This window comes from Pseudomonas sp. NFACC04-2 (assembly GCF_900119265.1).
Classification (GTDB): Bacteria; Pseudomonadota; Gammaproteobacteria; order Pseudomonadales; family Pseudomonadaceae; genus Aquipseudomonas; species Aquipseudomonas fluorescens_AA.
This window is the reverse complement of record NZ_FPJC01000001.1, coordinates 88,710-109,868: the sequence shown is the minus strand read 5'-3', so window position 1 is coordinate 109,868 and position 21,159 is coordinate 88,710. Positions and strand designations below refer to the sequence as shown.

Sequence of the window (21,159 nt, the reverse complement as noted above, 5' to 3'; positions counted from 1 at the left end):
GCGAGCTTGCTCGCGATAGCGCCCTTCAACTCACCACAAGAACCGGCATTGACAACGATCAAGGCCCGCCAACGCAGTCGACTCCACACTGGCCAAAACCCACAGTGGAGATCACCACCATGCCCCTTTCGCTGGCCAACATGCGCCGCCAGTACACCCTCGACGGCCTGGATGAAACCCAGGCACCGGACGACCCCATGGCCCTGTTCGGGCTCTGGATGCAACAAGCCCGCGAGACCGAAAGTCCACCGGTGGAAGCCAACAGCATGGCCCTGGCGACGGTGGACGAGCAGGGCCGGCCCCATTGTCGGGTGCTGTTGCTCAAGGGGTTCGACGCCCAGGGTTTTTCGTTTTTCGGCAACTATGAAAGCGCCAAGGGACAGGACCTGGCGACGAATCCCCGGGCGGCCATGACGTTTTTCTGGCCGGGGCTGGAGCGGCAAGTACGCATCGAAGGGGCTGTCCACAAACTCGATCCGGCGCTGTCGGATGCCTATTTCGAGTCCCGCTCCGCAGGCAGTCGCCTGGGTGCCTGGGCATCGCCACAAAGTCGCCCACTGGCAGATCGGGCCGCGCTGGAAACCTTGCTGGCGCAGACGGAACAACGCTTCGCCGATCACCCCATGCCGCGCCCCGACCATTGGGGCGGTTATTGCCTGCGGCCCGAGCGGTTGGAGTTCTGGCAGGGCCGCGCCGACCGTTTGCACGATCGCCTCGACTATCGCCTGCGCGATGGCGCCTGGCAGCGCAGCCGCCTGGCACCCTGACGCCAAGGGAGGTACCTCCAAGGAGGAATAGGCCCGGCAACGTTTGCGGTTCAGGCTGGGCTATCTTTTCTGACAGGACGGCTGATCATGGCCCATCTGATGCAACGCCTCTTTCAACCGCTGAACATCGCGGTCCTCACCATCAGCGATACTCGAACCTTCGACACCGACGCCTCGGGCCAGACCCTGGCGGACCTGCTGCAGACAGCTGGGCACGTGCTCATCGACCGTGGGCTGGTGAAGGACGATATCTACCAGATCCGCGCCCAGGTCTCCCAATGGATCGCCGAGCCCAAGGTGCAGGTGGTGTTGATGACCGGAGGCACCGGTTTCACCCCGCGCGACAACACCCCCCAAGCGGTGGCGCCGTTGCTGGACAGGCAGGTGGACGGTTTCGGCGAGCTGTTCCGCCAGGTGTCGCTGGCGCAGATTGGCATGTCCACTCTGCAATCGCGGGCATTGGCGGGCATGAGCAATGGCGTGCTGGTGTGTTGCTTGCCAGGCTCGCCGGGGGCTTGTCGGACCGGTTGGGAGCAGATCCTGGCCGGGCAACTGGATAGCCGCACCGGCCCGTGCAATTTCACTCCGCACCTCAAGCCCCAGGCCGACATCGCCCCTGTCGCATGCGAGACGCGCTCGTGAGCGGTCGGGTGTGCGACAGCGGCGTGTTGATGCCGGTGGATGAGGCGATCCGGCATTTGCTCGACCAGGCACCGCCACCACCGCCCGTGCAACGGGTCGGCCTGGACCAGGCCCTGGCGCGTGTGTTGGCCGCCGATATCCTGTGCCCGATGAACCTGCCGGCCTGGGACAACAGCGCGATGGACGGCTATGCCCTGCGGGCCGCTGACCTGCCGGTTGACGGCGGCTACCTGGCGTTGGCCGGGCGCATCGCCGCCGGTGACGAGCCGGGCAAACCGTTGCAGGCCGGGCAGGTCGTGCGGATTTTTACCGGTGCGCCGCTGCCACCGGGGGCCGACACGGTGGTGCCACAGGAAAGTTGCCAGGTCGATGGCGAGCGGGTCTGGTTGCCGTCGGTCAATAGCGGTGACCATGTGCGCAAGGAAGGTGAGGAACTGCGTCGAGGAGACCGGCTGCTTGAAGCCGGCACGCGCCTGCGCGCCCAGGAGTTGGGTTTGCTCGCCGGTGCCGGAGTCCCTCAGGTGGACGTCTATCGCCCCTTGCAAGTGGGCTTGCTCAGCAGCGGCGATGAGCTGCGCGAACCGGGCGAGCCACTGGCGCCGGGGCAGATCTACAACAGCAATCGCCATAGTCTCGCCGCGCTGTTGCGCGGCTGGGGCCTCGAGGTGCATGACTTCGGGGTCATGCCCGACCAGTTACTGGCCAGTCGGCAAGCGTTGCGCCTGGCCGTGGCCGAATGCGATGTGCTGATCACATCGGGCGGTGTTTCGGTAGGGGAAGAGGACCATCTCAAGCAAGCCATCGAAACCTTGGGCAGTATCGACCTCTGGCGTTTGGCGATCCAGCCGGGCAAGCCCCTGGCCTTTGGCGATGTGGAAGGCAAGCCTTGGCTCGGGCTGCCGGGCAATCCGTCGGCGGCGTTGATTACCGCGCTGATCGTCGTGCGGCCGTTCCTGTTTCGGGCCCAGGGCATGGGCGATGTCCTGCCGGTGCCGTTGCAACTGCCGGCGGGGTTCGACTGGCTCAAGCGCAACCGGCGCCGACAGTATTTGCGCGCCAGGTTGGTGGCGGATGCCAACGGCCACCTGTGCGTGGCGCTGCACCCGCAGCAAAGTTCGGCGATGCTGACGGCCGCGTGCTGGGCCGATGGGCTGGCGGTGGTGGAGTGTGAGGCGCAGTTGCACAAGCACGACAAGGTGCTGTACCTGCCATTCACTGACCTGATGCATTGATGGCAATTGATTGCCGTCAAGGTCGCCGGCCGAGGGCTGGCTAGACTGGCGGCGCCCTTAGTTTTCTCACGAGGATGCCCCATGCAACTGGTTTGCCCGGCAGGGAATCTGCCTGCCCTCAAAGCGGCGGTGCGCCAAGGCGCCGATGCCGTCTATGTCGGCTTTCGCGATGACACCAATGCCCGGCACTTCGCCGGGCTGAACATGGACGACAAACAGTTCGACGCCGCGGTCGCGCACATCCGTCAGCACCAACGCAAACTGTACGTGGCGGTCAATACTTACCCGCAACCCAAGGGTTGGGAGCGCTGGCAACGGGCCGTGGACCGTGCCGCCGATTTCGGCGTGGACGCCCTGATCGCCGCCGACCCCGGCGTGCTCGGCTACGCCAGCCAGCGCCATCCGAAACTGGCGCTGCACCTGTCGGTACAAGGCTCGGCGACCCATGCCGCGGCCCTGGCTTTTTACGCCCAGCGCTATGACATCCGCCGCGCGGTGCTGCCGCGGGTACTGTCTCTGGCCCAGGTGCGGCAGGTGGCGGCGGGCAGCCCGGTGCCTATCGAAGTCTTCGGTTTCGGCAGCCTGTGCATCATGGCCGAGGGCCGTTGCCACTTGTCTTCCTACATCACCGGCGAATCGCCGAACCTGTGCGGCGTCTGCTCGCCCGCCAAGGCGGTGCGCTGGAGCGAGGACGCCCAAGGCCTCAGCGCACGCTTGAGCGAGGTGCTGATCGACCGCTACACCCCCGAAGAACCGGCCGGTTACCCGACCCTGTGCAAAGGCCGCTTCCTGGTGAGTGGCAAGCGCTTCCATGCACTGGAAGAACCCACCAGCCTTGACACCCTCGACCTGCTGCCGGAACTGATCGCCATCGGCGTTGAGGCGGTGAAGATCGAAGGTCGTCAACGCAGCCCGGCCTACGTTGAACAAGTGACCCGGGTCTGGCGCGCCGCGCTGGATGCCCACCAGGCCGCACCGCAGCGGTTCCGGGTGCGGGAAGAATGGCGCCAGGCGCTGGCCGGTCTGTCCGAAGGCAGCCAGACCACCCTGGGTGCCTACCATCGATCATGGCAATGAAGGAGGCCAGATGAAACTCAGCTTGGGACCGGTCCTGTTTTACTGGGACAAAGCGCAACTGGGGAATTTTTACGCCGAGATGTCGGCCTTGCCGCTGGATGTGATTTACCTGGGGGAAACCGTATGTTCGAAGCGCCGGGCGTTTTCCCTGGATCAATGGCTGGGCCTGGGGCGCGAGCTGCAAACGTGTAGCCAGGCGCAGATCGTGTTGTCGAGCCTGACGTTGATCGAGGCGGCTTCGGAGCTGTCTTCGCTGCGACGCCTGTGTGACAACGGCCAATTGTTGGTGGAAGCCAATGACATGGGCGCGGTGCAGTTCCTGGCCGAACGCAAGTTGCCCTTTGTCGGCGGTCCGGCGTTGAACTTGTACAACGGTCATGCCCTGGGCCAATTGCTCGACAGCGGGATGATCCGTTGGGTGCCCCCCGTGGAGTGTTCGGCGGCGCTGATCGGCGATGTGCTGGAGCAAGTGCGGGAGCTGGACCGTGAGGTGCCCGAGGTGGAGATATTCGCCTACGGCCATCTGCCGTTGGCGTACTCGGCACGCTGCTTTACCGCCCGGGCCGAAAACCGACCCAAGGACGACTGTCAGTTCTGTTGCATAAATTACCCCGATGGCTTGGTGTTGAGCAGCCAGGAAGGCCAACAACTGTTCACCCTCAACGGCATCCAGACGATGTCTGGGGAGGTGACGAATCTTCTGGCCGATTACACTGCGCTGACGGCCAGTGGCGCCGACCTGCTGCGCCTGAGTCCGCGTGCCCAGGGCATGGTCGAAGTAGTCACGGCCTTCGACAAGGTACGCCACGGCGAGGCGCCGCCGTTGTTCGTGGACGGCTGCAACGGTTATTGGCACGGCCATGCCGGCATGTTGAAGGTAGAGGAGGCGGGCCTGTGCTGAGTCCAAAAAAATGGTTGCTCAAAGGCGCTGACCGGGTGCTGCCGCTCGTGGCCAAGGTGCCGTTTGTGGTACAGCGCCTGGCGTTGCAACAGGCGCTCAATCGTTGCCTGGCCGAGCCGCTGCGCGACGGCGGTTTCGATGTGCTGCAGGGGCGCTGGTTGTGCCTGCGGGTGCCTGATTTGAAGTTGTGCTGGTACCTGACCCTGGCACGGGATGGATTGCGCATCGCCGAACGGGCCGAAGCCCAGGTCACCATCAGCGGCAACTGGCGCGAATTTCTGTTGCTGGCCAGCCGTCAGGAGGATCCCGACACGCTGTTTTTCCGCCGGCGGCTGGTGATCGAGGGCGACACCGAGCTGGGGCTGGCTTTGAAGAACCTGATCGACAGCCTCGACCCGGACGTATTGCCGCCGTGGTTATGGCGCAATCTGGAACGGGCGGGCAAGGGGTTGGCAGCAGTGTGATGAAAGCCCCAAGCGTATTGCCCCTGGTATATTCCTGCTCCGGTTGTTCCAACGTGGCGCAACTGGCCAACACCGTCGCCCTGCGCCTGGACCGCGCCGGGTTGGCCGAGATGTCCTGCATTGTTGGCGTGGGCGGGCATGTGGCGGCGTTGGTGAATAAGGCGCGCTCGGGGCGGCGGATCATTGCCCTGGACGGTTGCCCGTTGCAGTGCGTGCAGGCGTGTTTGCAGCAGCATGACCTGGAGGCGAATGTGCATGTGATTCTGAGTCAGTTGGGCTGGCGCAAGCGTTTTGGGGTCGATTGCTCGCAAGAGGAGGGCGATGCATTGTTCGAGCGGTTGATAGCGATGATAGGGGGTGATCAAAGCCCCTGAGCCAAACACTGATCCCGTGGCGAGGGAGCTTGCTCCCGCTGGGGGGCGAAGCACCCCCAGGTTTGCCACAGCGATGCGTCAGGTTGATTGCGTCTGGCCTTTTTGGGGCTGCTGCGCAGCCCAGCGGGAGCAAGCTCCCTCGCCACAGAGGGGCACTTGCTCGGGCTATTGCTGGTAAGCCTCCAGCTCCTCTTCGGCCAGGATGCGAATGTTGCGCCGCTCCATGGCGATCAGGCCGCCGTCCACCAGACGATGAAGAATCCGCGAAAAGGTTTCCGGCTGGATCCCCAGCTTGGAGGCCACCAGGCGTTTGGAAACCTGCAACACCAACTGACCGTCGCGAGGATCGCGTTCCTGCAGCAGGAAATTGATGACCCGCCGGCTGGCGCTGGCCAGGGTCAGGTTATCGATGTCCTTGAGGCGCTGGTGCAGGTGGATGCTCATGCTCGCCAGGATCGCCAGGCAGACCTTGGGCTGGTCCTCCAGGGCCTTGCGGTAGTGGGTGCCTTCGATACTCACCAGCACACTGTCCTTGATCGCCGATGCGCTGACCGGGTAGCAACGGGCCTGGCTGAACAGCAGGGCCTCGGCGAAGGTCTGCCCGGGCTGGATGATTTCCACCAGGTTCTCCTGGCCCTCGCCAGTGACCCGGAACAGCTTGATCTGGCCGCTGACCAGCAAGAAAAACCGCTTGGCCGGGTCGCCTTGGTGCATGAGCGTGCTGTTGCAGGCCAGGCGCTTGAGCACGGCGAGGTTGCAGACATCTTCAAAGACCCGCTCGGGCAACTGGCTGAACAGGTGATGACGACGCAACAGTAAAACGATGGAAGGGTGGGTCAGCATGGCGTACCTCCGCGTGCCGTCATGGTAGTGCCCAAGTCGCCGCCGGCCTATGCCTCCGCAGGCCTACCTCGGAAGAGGGAGGGGCCGCTGCGCGCCCCAGCGGGAGCAAGCTCCCTCGCCACAGGTTCTGTGTTGCTCATGGAATCTACTCGCCTGGGTCAACCGGCCCCGCGCAAATGTTCCATCGCCCACACAGCCGCCTCCACCCGCGAACGCAGGCCGAGCTTGTGCAGCAGGTTCTTCACATGGACCTTGACCGTGCCTTCGGTGATGCCCAGCTTGTGGCCGATGACCTTGTTGCTGTAGCCGCCGGCGATGGTCTTGAGCACCTGGCGTTCGCGTTCGGTCAGTTCCACATCGGCCTGGCGCGGCGGCGAGCGCAGGGCCTGGGCCATGACGCGGGTCAGGCCGGGGCTGATCACCAAGGCACCGTTGAGGGCGTCGCGGATGTACTGGATCAGCAGTTCCGGCTCCATGTCCTTGAGCAGGTAACCATTGGCGTCCAGGCGCAGGGCATCGCGAATGTCGTCCTCGGCATCGGAGACAGTGAACAACAGCACCTTACCGGTGTAGTGCATGGCGCGCAGCCGGCGCAGGGTCTCGATGCCGTTCATCTGTGGCATGTTGTTGTCCAGCAACACCAGGTCGGGTTGGAGCGGTTCGATCAGGGTCAGGGCTTCTTCGCCGTGGCTGGCTTCGCCAACGATCTGCAAATCGTCTTCGAGCTCGAGCATCTGGCGGATCCCGCGACGCATCATCGGGTGATCGTCGACCAGTAGCAGGGTGTGACGCAGGGGGGCGTTCATGTTGCGATGCCTTCGGTGGGTTGGCCCAGGAACTCCGGCTGGAAATGCACCTGGATACGGGTGCCCTGGGGTGTACGGGAGTGAATCTGCAGTTGGCCGTGCAGGCTGCGGGCCCGCTCGTTCATGATGTTCAGGCCATGGTGTTCGCGCTGGTCGACCTCGCCACTGAAGCCCCGGCCATCGTCTTCGATCGACAGGTGTACGGTCTCGCCTTCCTGGCGCAGTTCGAGCCAGGCGTTTTGTGCATGGGCATGGCGCAGGCAGTTGGACAGGGCTTCGCGGGTGATCTGCAGGATGTGGATTTGCTCGCTGGCCGACAGCTCGAAGGCCAGGGTGTCGACGAACAGGTGCACCTGGAAGTCCCCGCGGTTGGAGAACTCTTCGGCGGTGTCCTTGAGTTCCTCGACCAGGCCGTCGTCGTGGATTTGCAGGCGGAAGGTGGTGAGCAGTTCACGCAGTTGCCGATAGGCATTGTTCAGCCCCTCGCGCAGCTCGCCGGTGACGGTCTCCAGGGTGTGCACCGGTTCGCCCCGGCGCATCAGGGTCTGCATGCGGCTGACTTGCAGCTTCATGTACGACAAGGCCTGGGCCAGGGAGTCGTGCAGCTCGCGGGCAATGATCGTGCGTTCGTCGAGCAGCAGCAGGCGATGGTCCTGTTCGCGCTGACGCTTGAGGGACAGCGACGTGCCGATCAGGTTGGCCAGGGCCTGGATCAATGCGGTTTCCCAGGGTTGTGCCGCGTGACCGTCGACGAAATGCGCTTTGAGCTCACCCAGTTCGGTGCCCTGGTTACTGATGCTGAAGGCCTGCGGGCGAGCGGCGTTATGCCGGTGGCAACTGGCGCAATCGCTGCTGGCGCAGACCTGGCGGCTGGCGGCGCCATGCAGGGCCAGCAGGTGCCTGGCCGGGGCCTGCAATTGCCCCTGCAGGCACAGCGTCAGGCGCAACCCCGGCAAGCGCTGCTGGAATCGGCGGATCAGCTCATCCAGGCCTTCGGCATTGGCCTGTCGCGTCGCCAGGCTGCGACTGCTCTGGTACAGCAGTTCGAGGGCGGCGTTGGCCTGTTGCAGGTTCAAGGTCTTTTGCTGGACCTGGTTTTCCAGGGTGCGGTGGGATTGCTCGATGGTCTCGGCCATGGTGTTGAAACTGGTCGCCAACTGCCCCAGTTCGTCCTCGGACTGATGGTTGACCCGCACCTGGAATTCGCCACGGCGAAAGCGCTGGGTGGCGTCCACCAGTTCCTGCAAGGGCGTGACCACGCCGTACTGCAATTCATACAGGCCGATCAGCAGGATGATCATAGTGCTGAACAGCGCCATGCCCTGGATCGTCTGTTGCCAGCCTTGTTTGTGTTCGCTCTGGCGTTGCAGCAGGGTGACGAACTGGTCCAGTTGCTCAACGAAAGAAGGGGCGCTGTTTTGGAAAAACGCCGAATCGCCTCGCTCAATGGACGGGCGCAAGGTCTGGCTCCAGCGCTGGATGAGGTCGCGATAGCTCTTGTGCAGGGAGGTTTCCGGCCCATCTTCCAGCACGGCGCGCAGGGCCGGGCTGTCGAGGCGTTGTTGCAGGCTGTCGATGATCGCCGGGATGTCCTCGTTGGCCCCTGCCGCCAGTTTCCAGCTCAGGTGGTAGGTCTCCATGCGCACGGAACCGGCGGTATTGATGGCCGCGGCGTCGCCCTGGCTGAACCAGGCGATCAGCCCGGCGCTCAAGGAACTGGCCAGGGCCAGGATGGCGATCAGGATCACCGCCAGCCCGGCGCGAGCGGGCAGGGAACTGCGCAGCCAACCCATCATCGACGTAGGCCGGGAAGGCAAAACGGTGAACCGCACATAGGGGGGCGCCCTGGACCTGGGGGTGTAGCAGCCGATCCTGGGCGCACTACCTCTAAAGAGTTGCTGGCCGTTCCGTTTCCATAAAAGCCTCGGCCAACTGGATCAAAATATTGATAAACAAAGGGTTTCATCAATATCCAGGTCTACCTCCTTGGAGGTAGACGGGCCAAGCATAGGCCTGTACCGCCCCGAGGCACGTTGACCCAGGTCAAGTTTTCGCGGGGTTCCTGTCACTAGGCTGCGCTCAATCGAACTGACGGAGTGCATCGTGATGCGAGCGCAAGTGCAACAAGGGCTGGTACTAGGGATGAGTACCCTGGCCTTCACCGTGTGCTTCATGGTCTGGATGATGTTTGCCGTGCTCGGCGTTCCGATCAAGGAGCTGCTGGCTCTCAATGAGACCCAGTTCGGCCTGTTGGCGGCCACGCCGGTGCTGACCGGTTCGTTGGTGCGCTTGCCCTTGGGACTTCTGACCGACCGCTTTGGCGGACGGATCGTGTTCTTCCTGCTGATGCTGGCCTGCGTGTTGCCGCTGTACCTGATCACCCTCGCCACGGCCTTCTGGCAATTCCTGGTGCTGGGCCTGTTCGTCGGCCTGGCCGGCGGCTCGTTCTCGGTGGGCATCGCCTACGTCGCCAAGTGGTTCGACAAGCAGAACCAGGGCTTCGCCATGGGCGTCTTCGGTGCCGGCAACGCTGGTGCGGCGGTGACCAAGTTCCTCGCCCCGGCGCTGATCGCGTTTGGCTCCTGGCACCTGGTGCCCAAGGTGTTCAGCGCCATCCTGTTCATCACCGCGCTGCTGTTCTGGTTTCTCACCACCGAGAAAAAGGAACATAGCGGCACCGGCGGCGCCACGTTGCGCGAGCAGTTGAAAACCCTGAAAGAGCCGGCCGTGTGGCGCTACTGCCAGTACTACTCCATCGTGTTCGGCGGCTACGTGGCCCTGGCCTTGTGGATGACCAAATACTACGTGCAGGAATACGGCTTCAGCCTGCAAAGCGCAGCGCTGTTGGCGGCGTGTTTCTCCCTGCCTGGCGGTGTGCTGCGGGCCGTCGGTGGCTGGATGTCCGACCGCTGGGGCGCCCAGAGCGTGACCTGGTGGGTGTTGTGGGTGAGCTGGATCTGCCTGTTCCTGCTGTCCTACCCCCAGACCCAACTGCAAGTGCAAACCGTCAACGGCATCGTCGACTTCCATATCGGCCTCAACGCCACGCTGTTCACCGTGCTGCTGTTCGTGATGGGCATCGCCTTCGCGTTCGGCAAGGCCTCGGTCTTCAAGTACATCGCCAACGACTATCCGAAAAACATGGGCGCGGTGTCCGGCATCGTCGGCCTCGCCGGCGGCCTGGGCGGGTTCGTGCTGCCGATCATGTTCGGCGCCCTGGTGGACCTCACCGGCGTGCGCTCGTCCTGCTTCATGTTGATGTACGGCGTGGTCTGGGTCTCCCTGACCTGGATGTACTTCAGCGAAATGCGCAAGCGCCCGCTGCTGGGTAAACAGTCGCCGGCTAGCCAATCCCCGTTTTCCAGCATTGCCCAAGGAGAAGAACATGTCCGTTCTGCAAACGCCTGAAAAAGGCCCGGTCATTCATGACTGGCGTCCGGAAGACCCTGCTTTCTGGGGCAAGAGCGGCAAACTGACCGCCCGGCGCAACCTGTGGATCTCCATTCCAGCGCTGCTCTTGGCCTTCGCGGTCTGGATGGTCTGGAGCACGGTGATCGTGCGCCTCAACGCCATTGGCTTCAGCTTCACCACTGACCAATTGTTCTGGCTGGCGGCGTTGCCGGGGTTGTCCGGCGCGACCTTGCGCATCTTCTATTCGTTCATGGTGCCGATCTTCGGTGGCCGTCGCTGGACGGCCCTGAGCACCGCGTCGCTGCTGCTGCCGGCGCTATGGATGGGCTTCGCGGTGCAGAATCCGGCCACGCCCTACAGCGTGTTCGTGCTGATCGCGCTGCTCTGCGGTTTTGGCGGCGGCAACTTCGCCTCGAGCATGTCCAACATCAGCTTCTTCTACCCCAAGTCCCAACAGGGCACCGCCCTGGGCCTGAACGCCGGGCTGGGTAACCTGGGCGTGTCGGTGATGCAGTTCAGCGTGCCGCTGGTGATCTCCTTCGGTGTGTTCGGCTTCATGGGCGGCCAGCCTCAGGTGCTGGCCGATGGCAGCTCGCTGTGGCTGCAGAACGCCGGTTTCATCTGGGTGCCGTTCATCCTCGCCGTAACCTTGATTGCCTGGTTCGGCATGAACGATTTGTCCAGCGCCCGCGCATCGTTCAGCGAGCAGGCGGTGATCTTCAAGCGCAAGCACAACTGGCTGATGTGCTGGTTGTACCTGGCGACCTTCGGCTCGTTCATTGGTTTCTCCGCCGCGTTCCCGCTGCTGATCAAGACCTCGTTCCCGGAAGTCATTGCGCTTAAATTCGCCTTCCTCGGCCCGCTGGTCGGTGCGCTTGTGCGGCCGTTGGGTGGTTGGCTGGCGGACAAGCTTGGTGGCGCGAAGGTCACGTTGTGGAACTTCGTGCTGATGATCGTGATGGTGTTCGGTGTCTTGCACTTCCTGCCACAAGGCGGCCAGGGCGGCAGCTTCTACGGCTTCCTGGGCATGTTCATGTTGCTGTTCATCACCACCGGCGTGGGCAACGGTTCCACATTCCGCATGATCCCGGTGATTTTCCGCACCCTGCATGAAAAAGCCGCCCTGGGGAAAAAGCCCGAGGTGCGCGAGCAAGCGCTCAAGAACGCCGGCAAGGAGTCGGCGGCGGTGCTGGGTTTCAGCTCGGCCATGGGCGCCTTCGGTGCGTTCTTCATTCCTAAATCATTCGGCTCTTCGATGGCCCTGACCGGCGGCCCGGAGATGGCCTTCTACATGTTCGTCGGCTTCTACCTGAGCTGCATCGTGGTGACCTGGTGGTGGTACGCCCGCAAAGGCGCGGCGACACCCTGCTAAGACGAATTCAACTATTGCGTGGGCGGGGCGCAGACCCCGCGGAGCAAGCCTGAGAGGAAGACACTGTGAGTCATTTACTGGATCAACTGCGGTTCTTCAACCGCAAGCAAGGCGAGTTTTCAGACGGCCATGGCGAGACCCGCAAGGAGTCCCGCGACTGGGAAAACGTCTACCGTTCGCGCTGGCAGTACGACAAGATCGTACGTTCCACCCATGGGGTGAACTGCACCGGTTCGTGCTCGTGGAAAATCTACGTCAAGAACGGCCTGATTACCTGGGAAACCCAGCAGACCGACTACCCGCGCACCCGCAATGACCTGCCCAACCACGAACCACGGGGCTGCCCGCGTGGCGCGAGCTACAGCTGGTACATCTACAGCGCCAACCGGCTCAAGTACCCGAAGATCCGCAAGCCGTTGCTCAAGCTGTGGCGCGAAGCCCGGCAGACCCTGCCGCCTGTCGAAGCCTGGGCCAGCATCGTCGAGAACAAGGCCAAGGCCGACTCGTACAAGAGCAAGCGCGGCATGGGCGGCTTCATCCGCTCCAACTGGGAAGAAGTCAACGAGATCATTGCCGCCGCCAACGTCTACACCGTCAAGACGCACGGCCCGGACCGGGTGGTGGGTTTCTCGCCGATCCCGGCCATGTCGATGGTCAGTTATGCCGCCGGCTCGCGTTACCTGTCGCTGATCGGTGGTGTGTGCCTGAGCTTCTATGACTGGTACTGCGACTTGCCGCCCGCTTCGCCAATGGTGTGGGGCGAGCAGACCGACGTGCCGGAGTCGGCCGACTGGTACAACTCCAACTACATCATCGCCTGGGGCTCCAACGTCCCGCAAACCCGTACCCCTGATGCCCACTTCTTCACCGAGGTGCGCTATAAGGGCACCAAGACCGTGGCGATCACCCCGGACTACTCGGAAGTCGCCAAGCTCACCGACCTGTGGCTCAACCCCAAGCAGGGCACCGACGCTGCCCTGGCCCAGGCCTTCAACCATGTGATCTTCAAAGAATTTCACCTGGACAAGCCCAGCGTCTATTTCACCGAGTACGCCAAGCGCTACACCGACCTGCCGGTGCTGGTGATGCTCAAGCCGATGCTTGGCGCAGCGCCGGGCGCAGGTTACCAGCCGGACCGTTTCCTGCGGGCCAGTGACTTGACTGACAACCTCGGCCAAGAGAACAACCCGGAATGGAAAACCATCGCCCTGGATGCCAGCGGCGAACTGGTTTCACCCCAAGGCTCCATCGGCTATCGCTGGGGCGAGAAGGGCAAGTGGAACATCCTTCCCCGTGAAGGCGGCGAGGGCCGTGAGATCGACCTCAAGCTGAGCCTGATCGGCGGCGACGTCGCCGAGGTGGCGTTCCCGTACTTCGCCGGCGAAGCCCAGGAGTACTTCCAGCATGTGGCCGGTGACGCAGTGCAGTTCCGGCGGGTGCCGGTGCACAGCGTGATGCTGGCCGACGGCAGCGTGGCGAAAGTCGCCACCGTGTTCGACCTGTCGGCGGCCAACCTGGCCATCGACCGTGGCCTGGGCGGCGCCAACGTTGCCAAGGACTATGACGACGCTTCGGTGCCCGGCACCCCGGCCTGGCAGGAGCAGATCACCGGTGTGAGCCGCGAGAAGGCGATCCAGATCGCCCGCGAGTTCGCCGACAACGCCGACAAGACCCGTGGACGCTCGATGATCATCGTCGGTGCGGCGATGAACCACTGGTACCACATGGACATGAACTACCGTGGGCTGATCAACATGCTCATGCTCTGCGGTTGCGTCGGCCAGACCGGCGGCGGCTGGGCCCACTATGTGGGCCAGGAAAAACTCCGTCCGCAATGCGGCTGGCTGCCCCTGGCCTTCGGCCTGGACTGGAGTCGCCCGCCACGGCAGATGAACGGCACCAGCTTCTTCTATGGCCACAGCTCGCAATGGCGTCACGAGAAGATGAGCATGCACGACGTGCTCTCGCCCCTGGCCGACAAGTCGCAGTTCCCCGAGCACGCCCTGGACTACAACATCCGCGCCGAACGGGCCGGCTGGTTGCCCAGCGCGCCGCAACTCAACACCAACCCGCTGCACATCTGCCGCGATGCCGCCGCCGCGGGCCTGGAGCCCAAGGACTATGTGGTCAAGTCGCTGCAGGACGGTTCCCTGCGCTTTGCCTGCGAACAGCCTGACAGCCCGGTGAACTTCCCGCGCAACATGTTCATCTGGCGTTCCAACCTGCTGGGCTCCTCGGGCAAGGGCCACGAATACATGCTCAAGTACCTGCTGGGCACCAAGAACGGCGTGATGAACGAAGACATCGGTCATAGCACCGAGTGCAAGCCCACCGAAGCCGAATGGGTCGACGAGGGCGCCATTGGCAAGCTCGACCTGGTGACCACCCTGGACTTCCGCATGTCCTCGACCTGCGTGTATTCCGACATCGTCTTGCCGACCGCGACCTGGTACGAAAAAGACGACATGAACACCTCGGACATGCACCCGTTCATCCACCCGCTGTCGGCGGCCATCGATCCGGCCTGGGAGTCGCGTTCGGACTGGGAGATCTACAAGGGCATTGCCAAGGCGTTTTCCGCCATGTCGGTCGGCCACCTGGGCGTGGAAAAAGACCTGGTCACCGTGCCGTTGATGCATGACAGCGTCGGCGAGCTGGCCCAACCCTTTGGCGGCACCGACTGGAAAAGCGCCGGTGTGGCGCCGGTCCCGGGCAAGAACGCGCCGAACCTGCAGGTGGTGGAGCGCGATTACCCGAACATCTACAAGCAGTTCACGTCCCTGGGTCCGATGCTCGAGAAGCTCGGCAATGGCGGCAAGGGCATCAACTGGAACACCGAGACTGAAGTGAAATTCCTCGGCGAACTGAACCACAAGGAAGTCGAGGCCGGCATCAGCCAAGGGCGGCCAAAAATCGACAGCGCCATCGACGCGGCCGAAGTGATCCTGTCACTGGCGCCGGAAACCAACGGCCATGTCGCGGTGAAAGCCTGGGCGGCGCTGTCGGAATTCACCGGCATCGACCACAGCCACCTGGCCATCTCCAAAGAGCACGAGGCCATTCGTTTCCGCGACATCCAGGCCCAGCCACGCAAGATCATTTCCAGCCCGACCTGGTCCGGCCTGGAAGACGATCACGTGAGCTACAACGCCGGCTACACCAACGTTCACGAGGCGATTCCATGGCGCACCATCACCGGTCGCCAGCAGTTCTACCAGGATCACCCGTGGATGCAGGCGTTCGGCGAGCAACTGATGAGTTACCGGCCACCGGTCAACACCCGCACCATCGAAGGCGTGAAGGGCAAGCGCAGCAATGGCGAGACCGAGATTGTCCTGAACTGGATCACCCCGCACCAGAAGTGGGGCATCCACAGCACCTACAGCGACAACCTGCTGATGCTCACCTTGAGCCGTGGCGGACCGATTGTCTGGCTCTCGGAAATCGACGCCAAGCGCGCCGGTATCGAGGACAACGACTGGATCGAGTGCTTCAACGTCAACGGCGCATTGACCGCTCGTGCGGTGGTCAGCCAGCGGGTCAAGGAAGGCATGGTGATGATGTACCACGCCCAGGAACGGATCGTGAACGTACCTGGCTCGGAAACCACCAAGACCCGTGGCGGCCACCACAACTCGGTGACCCGCGTGGTGCTCAAGCCCACCCACATGATCGGTGGCTACGCCCAGCAGGCCTACGGTTTCAACTATTACGGCACGGTCGGTTGCAACCGCGACGAGTTCGTTGTGGTGCGCAAAATGTCCAAGGTCGATTGGCTCGACGGTTCCAGTGGCGATGATCTGCCGCGTCCACTGCCGACTGATATCGAGGAGAACTGAGATGAAGATTCGCTCACAAATCGGCATGGTCCTGAACCTGGACAAATGCATCGGCTGCCATACTTGCTCGATCACCTGCAAGAACGTCTGGACCAGCCGCGAAGGCATGGAATACGCCTGGTTCAACAACGTTGAGTCCAAGCCAGGTATCGGCTACCCCAAGGAGTGGGAAAACCAGGACAAGTGGAAGGGCGGCTGGGTCCGCAACGCTGACGGTTCGATCAACCCGCGCATTGGCGGTAAGTTTCGCGTGCTGGCGAACATCTTCGCCAACCCTGACCTGCCGAGCCTGGACGATTACTACGAACCGTTCGACTTCGACTACCAGCATCTGCACACCGCGCCACTGGGCGAGCATCAACCCACCGCACGCCCGCGTTCGCTGGTGTCTGGCAAGCGCATGCAGAAAATCGAATGGGGCCCGAACTGGGAGGAAATCCTCGGTACCGAATTCGCCAAGCGGCGCAAGGACAAGAACTTCGACAAGATCCAGGCGGACATCTACGGCGAGTACGAAAACACTTTCATGATGTACCTGCCGCGCCTGTGCGAGCACTGCCTGAACCCGGCGTGCGCCGCATCGTGCCCGAGCGGCGCGATCTACAAGCGCGAAGAGGACGGCATCGTCCTGATCGATCAGGAGAAGTGCCGCGGCTGGCGCATGTGCATCAGCGGTTGCCCGTACAAGAAAATCTATTTCAACTGGAAAAGCGGCAAGTCGGAAAAATGCATCTTCTGCTACCCGCGCATCGAAGCGGGGATGCCGACGGTCTGCGCTGAAACCTGCGTCGGCCGCATCCGTTATCTCGGCGTGCTGCTGTATGACGCCGACCGTATCAGCGAAGTGGCGAGCACCGCCGATGAGAAGGACCTGTACGAGAAGCAACTGGAGATTTTCCTCGACCCCAACGACCCAGCAGTGATTCGTCAGGCCCTGGCCGATGGCGTGCCCCAGTCGGTGATCGACTCGGCGCAACGCTCGCCGGTCTACAAAATGGCCGTGGATTGGAAACTCGCCCTGCCGCTGCACCCGGAATACCGCACCCTGCCGATGGTCTGGTACGTGCCGCCACTGTCACCGATCCAGAACGCGGCCGCCGCCGGTACCGTGGGCATGAACGGGGTGATCCCGGATGTCGACAGCCTGCGCATTCCGCTGCGTTACCTCGCCAATATGCTCACCGCCGGTGATGAAAAGCCGGTCAAGCGCGCCCTCAAGCGTCTGCTGGCGATGCGGGCGTACAAGCGCTCCGAACAGGTCGATGGCGTGCAGGACCTGCAAGTGCTGGCCGACGTCGGCTTGAGCGTGAACCAGGTGGAAGAGATGTACCGCTACCTGGCCATCGCCAACTACGAAGACCGTTTCGTGGTGCCGAGCGCCCACCGTGAAGACGCCATGAGCGATGCGTTCGCCGAACGCTCCGGTTGTGGTTTCAGCTTCGGCAGCGGCTGCAGCGGCAGCTCTGACACCAACATGTTCGGCGGCAAGAAGGCCAATCGTCGCGACGTGATCAAAACCGTGCAGTTGTGGGAGGAATGAACATGCGCATTCTCAAGGTGATTTCGTTGCTGCTCGATTATCCGACCGAGACCCTGGTGGCCGGTCGCGACGAGCTGGAGCAGGCCATTGCGCAAGCACGGGAAATCAGTCCCCAGCAACGCGCCGGGCTGTTCGAATTGCTGGAAGTGATCTGCGGCAAGGACTTGATGGACGGCCAGGAGCACTACGGTGCGCTGTTCGGCCGGGGCCGCGCGCTGTCACTGCTGCTGTTCGAACATGTCCACGGTGAGTCCCGTGATCGGGGCCAGGCCATGGTGGACATGATGGCGCAGTACGAAGAGGCCGGTTTCGCCATCGGCGTCAAAGAGTTGCCTGACTACATCCCGCTGTACCTGGAGTTTCTCTCCACCCGCGAAGACATCGAGGCTCGCGAGGGCCTGGCGGATGTGGCGCACCTGCTGGCCTTGCTCGCGGCGCGCCTGGACGAGCGTGAAAGCGTCTACGCCAGTTGCTTCCGGGCCTTGTTGCAAATCGCCGGCGCCGAACCCCAGGTGGCGGTGGCCGAGTTGCGTGAGCAAGTGAAGGCCGAGCCCCGGGACGACTCCCTCGAAGCCCTGGACAAGATCTGGGAAGAAGAGCAGGTGGATTTCATGAAGGCCGAACAGCAGGACCGTTGCAGTTCACTGCCCAGCGCGCCAGGCAAGGCGCGGGACGAAAGCGCGGTGCCGTTGCACTGGGTGGATTTTCAGCATGAAGGGCGGGCCGCAGCGCCAGCCGGGGAGGTGGGTAATGTCTAAATGGGATCTGTTGTTGTTCGGGGTCTACCCCTATGTCGCTTTGGCGATTTGCCTGCTCGGCAGTTGGGCACGGTTCGACCTGTCCCAGTACACCTGGAAGGCCGGTTCCAGCCAGATGCTGAACAAGCGCGGCATGCGCGTGGCGAGCAACCTGTTTCACGTTGGCGTGCTGTTCGTGTTGGCCGGGCACTTCGTCGGCCTGCTGACGCCGGCGGCGATCTATCACCATGTGCTGAGCACTGAGAACAAGCAGTTGCTGGCGATGGTTTCCGGTGGGTTCTTCGGCGTGCTGGGCCTGATCGGCCTGGTGATGCTGCTCAACCGCCGCTTGACCGACCCACGGGTCCGCGCCACCTCCAATGTCTCGGACATCCTGGTGCTGGTGGTGTTGCTGGTGCAACTGGTGCTGGGGCTGATGACCATCGTCGCATCCACCGCCCATATGGACGGCTCGGTGATGGTGATGCTGGCCGACTGGGCCCAGAACACCGTGCTGTTGCGGCCGGTGGAAGCCGCTACCGCGATAGCGCCGGTGGGCCTGGTCTACAAGCTCCACGTGGTGCTGGGCTTGACCCTGTTCGTGCTGTTCCCGTTCACCCGTCTGGTTCACATCGTCAGTGCGCCGGTCTGGTACCTGGGGCGTCGTTATCAAATCGTTCGGCAGAAGTTCTGAGGAGAAGATCATGGCGAGTGGATGCGGATGTGGCGGTGGTAGCGGTGGCGGTGGTTGCGGTTCCTCGGCAAAAGTGCCGCCGGTGGTCGATGTGGAGCCCCTAGGGGCGGTGCAGTTCGAGCCGGCCCAGGCCGGGTCGGTGGTGGAAGATCAATCGCCAGAATTGATCGCCAGCAGTGAGCAGGAGTGGCCTATCATCAGCGTCAACGGGGTGTCGATCACTCCCCAGGCGATGGCCCTGGAGCTGCAATATCACCCGGCCGACAGTCGCGAGGACGCGGTGTACCAGGCCGCTCGGGCCCTGGTGATTCGCCAATTGCTCCAGCAGCGTATCGCCGAGCTGGGTCTGGCGTTGCAGGTCGGTGCCGGTGAAAACGAAGAAGAGGCCGCCACGCGGCTGTTGCTCGAACGCGAGGTGCAGGTGCCGCAGTGTGACGAGGCCACCGGCCTGCGTTACTACGAAAGCAACCGGGCGCGCTTCCATAGCGCACCGTTGCTGGCGGTGCGGCACATCCTGCTCGAATGCGCGCCGGACGATGCCGAGGCCCGTAGCCTGGCCCATGTCCAGGCCGAGTTGCTGCTGGAGCGGCTGGACCAGTTCCCGGGCAGCTTCGCCGAGTTGGCGCTGAAATATTCGGCGTGTCCATCCAAGGCGCAGGGCGGCTCGCTGGGGCAGATCAGCAAGGGCCAGACCGTGCCTGAACTGGAGCGCCAATTGTTCACCCTGCCGGCGGGCCTTGCGGGCAAGCCGCTGGAAAGTCGCTACGGCTGGCATGTGATCAGCATCGACCAGCGCATCGATGGCCAGCCGTTGCCGTATGAGGCCGTGGCGACAGCGATTCATACGCAGTTGCAGCAGGGCGTTTGGCAAAAGGCGCTGGTGCAATACCTGCAAACCCTGATCGGTGCGGCGGATATTCGAGGCATTCACCTTCAGGGCGCCGACTCGCCGCTGGTGCAGTGAGCACAGGTTCAATCGGGAGATCTTCATGAACGCGGTGTTGCAGGACGGATTTGGGCGCCAGATCGATTATTTGCGGATGTCGGTGACCGATCGTTGTGATTTTCGTTGTGTGTATTGCATGGCGAAAAACATGACCTTCCTGCCGCGTCAGCAAGTCTTGACCCTGGAAGAGTTGCAGCGCCTGGCACGGCTGTTCGTCGGCTTGGGGGTGAAGAAAATTCGCCTGACTGGTGGCGAGCCGCTGATCCGCCCGGGCATCGTCGGGTTGTGTCGCGACATCGCGGCGCTGCCCGGCTTGCGAGAGCTGGTAATGACCAGCAATGGCTCGCAGTTGGGGCGATTGGCCCAGCCGCTGGTCGAGGCTGGGGTCAAGCGCATGAACATCAGCCTCGACAGCCTCGACGGTGAGCGTTTCCGGGCGATCACCCGTAACGGCAACCTCGATCAGGTGCTAGCAGGGATTGAAGCGGCGAAGGTGGCCGGGTTCAAGCGGATCAAGCTCAACTGTGTGGTGATGAAAGGGCGCAACTTCGATGAGGTCCCGGCGCTTGTGCAGTACGCCATCGAGCAACACATCGATATCAGTTTTATCGAGGAAATGCCGTTGGGGGAGGTGGGGCGTTCCCGGGGGGAATCGTTCTGTTCCAGCGATGAGGTCCGGGCCGAGATCGCTCGCCATCACCGGCTGCTGGACAGTACCGAAAACAGCGGCGGGCCGGCGCGTTATGTGCGTTTGGAACAGCATCCGGATACCCGGATCGGTTTCATTTCCCCCAACACCCACAACTTTTGCGCCAGTTGCAATCGGGTGCGTATGACGGTCGAGGGGCGCCTGTTGTTGTGCCTGGGGCAGGAGGACTCTCTCGATTTGCGTGGTTTGCTGCGGCGTTATCCGCTGGATGACCAGCCGGTTATCCAGGCGGTGCAGCAGGCGTTGCGCGGCAAGCCATTGCGGCATGACTTCAACCCGGGTGGGGAGGTGCAGATTGTGCGATTCATGAATATGAGTGGGGGTTAAGGGGTTACGCGGGCACTGTGGCGAGGGCGCTTGCTCCCGCTGGGCTGCGTAGCCGTCCTGTTCTGGGTGCTGGGTGCTGGGGTGCTGGGGTGTTGGGGGCATATCCGTTTCTGCGGTAACGGCGGCTGGCGGTTCCGCTCTTACAGCGGGTCACTTTTGGAAGAGCGCCAAAAGTAACCAAAAACGCTTTTGCCCCACCACTCGGCACCTCGCCTAGGCTCGGTGTGCCCTCACTCCGGCATTGCTACGTGGGCCGCCGCGAAGGGCCATCCATGGCCCAGCGCGGCTACCTCGGCATCCATGCCGAGGTGCCCACTACGCAATGCCTGCGTTCGGCCATCGTGGTTAACGGGGCCCCCCAGATCAAAAGCCAGCGCGAGGCGGCCTGCCAGCCGACCTGGCTCTCACGGTCATACCCCGATCCAACTGTGGGAGCGGGCTTGCTCGCAAAGGCGGCCTTATAGCCGACCTGATTCTC

At 62.9% G+C, this 21,159-nt stretch carries 18 protein-coding genes; 15 read left to right on the top strand and 3 right to left on the bottom strand.

The features are described from left to right. Positions 1-119: 119 nt before the first annotated feature. The 7 genes from pdxH to BT125_RS00475 all read left to right on the top strand — a co-directional run bounded on the left by pdxH (position 120) and on the right by BT125_RS00475 (position 5,457). Positions 120-767, top strand: coding sequence for a pyridoxamine 5'-phosphate oxidase (pdxH, locus tag BT125_RS00505; protein WP_072404333.1), 648 nt, complete (start codon positions 120-122; stop codon positions 765-767). Between the two features lie 87 nt (positions 768-854). Further along, entirely contained in the window at positions 855-1,409 is a 555-nt protein-coding gene (moaB, locus tag BT125_RS00500) for a molybdenum cofactor biosynthesis protein B (RefSeq protein WP_072404331.1), read from the top strand. Then, complete coding sequence (glp, locus tag BT125_RS00495) at positions 1,406-2,641, top strand: molybdopterin molybdotransferase MoeA (protein WP_072404329.1); 1,236 nt, start codon at positions 1,406-1,408, stop codon at positions 2,639-2,641. Before moaB ends, glp begins: the two co-directional genes overlap by 4 nt. 81 nt (positions 2,642-2,722) lie before the next feature. Continuing rightward, positions 2,723-3,718 carry a ubiquinone anaerobic biosynthesis protein UbiU gene (locus BT125_RS00490; protein ID WP_072404327.1) on the top strand — a complete coding sequence of 332 codons (996 nt, stop codon included), beginning with the start codon at positions 2,723-2,725 and terminating at the stop codon, positions 3,716-3,718. Positions 3,719-3,728: 10 nt separating this feature from the next. Beyond that, complete coding sequence (locus tag BT125_RS00485) at positions 3,729-4,619, top strand: U32 family peptidase (protein WP_072404325.1); 891 nt, start codon at positions 3,729-3,731, stop codon at positions 4,617-4,619. Next, positions 4,613-5,083 (top strand): ubiquinone anaerobic biosynthesis accessory factor UbiT, encoded by a 471-nt coding sequence (locus BT125_RS00480; protein WP_072404323.1) that lies wholly within the window; start codon positions 4,613-4,615, stop codon positions 5,081-5,083. The genes BT125_RS00485 and BT125_RS00480 overlap by 7 nt, the downstream gene beginning before the upstream one ends. Beyond that, the gene (locus BT125_RS00475) at positions 5,083-5,457 is read left to right on the top strand and encodes a putative zinc-binding protein (protein WP_072404321.1); all 375 of its coding nucleotides are present in this window, start codon (positions 5,083-5,085) and stop codon (positions 5,455-5,457) included. Before BT125_RS00480 ends, BT125_RS00475 begins: the two co-directional genes overlap by 1 nt. A 165-nt stretch (positions 5,458-5,622) precedes the next feature. Here BT125_RS00475 and BT125_RS00470 read toward each other — a convergent pair whose 3' ends face one another. The 3 genes from BT125_RS00470 to BT125_RS00460 form a co-directional block, all read right to left on the bottom strand. Then, the gene (locus tag BT125_RS00470) at positions 5,623-6,300 is read right to left on the bottom strand and encodes a Crp/Fnr family transcriptional regulator (protein ID WP_072404320.1); all 678 of its coding nucleotides are present in this window, start codon (positions 6,298-6,300) and stop codon (positions 5,623-5,625) included. Between the two features lie 158 nt (positions 6,301-6,458). Next, positions 6,459-7,106 (bottom strand): two-component system response regulator NarL, encoded by a 648-nt coding sequence (gene narL, locus BT125_RS00465; protein ID WP_072404319.1) that lies wholly within the window; start codon positions 7,104-7,106, stop codon positions 6,459-6,461. Continuing rightward, positions 7,103-8,902, bottom strand: a complete 1,800-nt coding sequence (locus BT125_RS00460) for a HAMP domain-containing protein (protein WP_072404318.1) — start codon at positions 8,900-8,902, stop codon at positions 7,103-7,105. Before BT125_RS00460 ends, narL begins: the two co-directional genes overlap by 4 nt. Before the next feature lie 310 nt (positions 8,903-9,212). On the opposite strand from BT125_RS00460, the gene BT125_RS00455 reads away from it, so the two are divergent. From BT125_RS00455 to moaA, 8 genes are all read left to right on the top strand, one after another. After that, complete coding sequence (locus BT125_RS00455; RefSeq protein ID WP_219734580.1) at positions 9,213-10,514, top strand: MFS transporter; 1,302 nt, start codon at positions 9,213-9,215, stop codon at positions 10,512-10,514. Continuing rightward, complete coding sequence (locus BT125_RS00450) at positions 10,492-11,889, top strand: NarK family nitrate/nitrite MFS transporter (protein WP_072404316.1); 1,398 nt, start codon at positions 10,492-10,494, stop codon at positions 11,887-11,889. The genes BT125_RS00455 and BT125_RS00450 overlap by 23 nt, the downstream gene beginning before the upstream one ends. A gap of 65 nt (positions 11,890-11,954) precedes the next feature. Further along, entirely contained in the window at positions 11,955-15,728 is a 3,774-nt protein-coding gene (locus tag BT125_RS00445) for a nitrate reductase subunit alpha (protein WP_072404314.1), read from the top strand. A gap of 1 nt (position 15,729) precedes the next feature. Continuing rightward, complete coding sequence (gene narH, locus BT125_RS00440) at positions 15,730-17,268, top strand: nitrate reductase subunit beta (RefSeq protein ID WP_060742099.1); 1,539 nt, start codon at positions 15,730-15,732, stop codon at positions 17,266-17,268. Positions 17,269-17,270: 2 nt separating this feature from the next. Continuing rightward, entirely contained in the window at positions 17,271-18,026 is a 756-nt protein-coding gene (gene narJ, locus BT125_RS00435) for a nitrate reductase molybdenum cofactor assembly chaperone (protein WP_072404312.1), read from the top strand. Further along, positions 18,019-18,699, top strand: a complete 681-nt coding sequence (gene narI, locus BT125_RS00430) for a respiratory nitrate reductase subunit gamma (protein WP_060742101.1) — start codon at positions 18,019-18,021, stop codon at positions 18,697-18,699. Before narJ ends, narI begins: the two co-directional genes overlap by 8 nt. A 10-nt stretch (positions 18,700-18,709) precedes the next feature. Continuing rightward, complete coding sequence (locus tag BT125_RS00425; RefSeq protein ID WP_072404310.1) at positions 18,710-19,663, top strand: peptidylprolyl isomerase; 954 nt, start codon at positions 18,710-18,712, stop codon at positions 19,661-19,663. 25 nt (positions 19,664-19,688) lie between these two features. Then, positions 19,689-20,681, top strand: coding sequence for a GTP 3',8-cyclase MoaA (gene moaA / locus BT125_RS00420; RefSeq protein WP_072404308.1), 993 nt, complete (start codon positions 19,689-19,691; stop codon positions 20,679-20,681). The last annotated feature ends 478 nt before the right edge of the window (positions 20,682-21,159 follow it).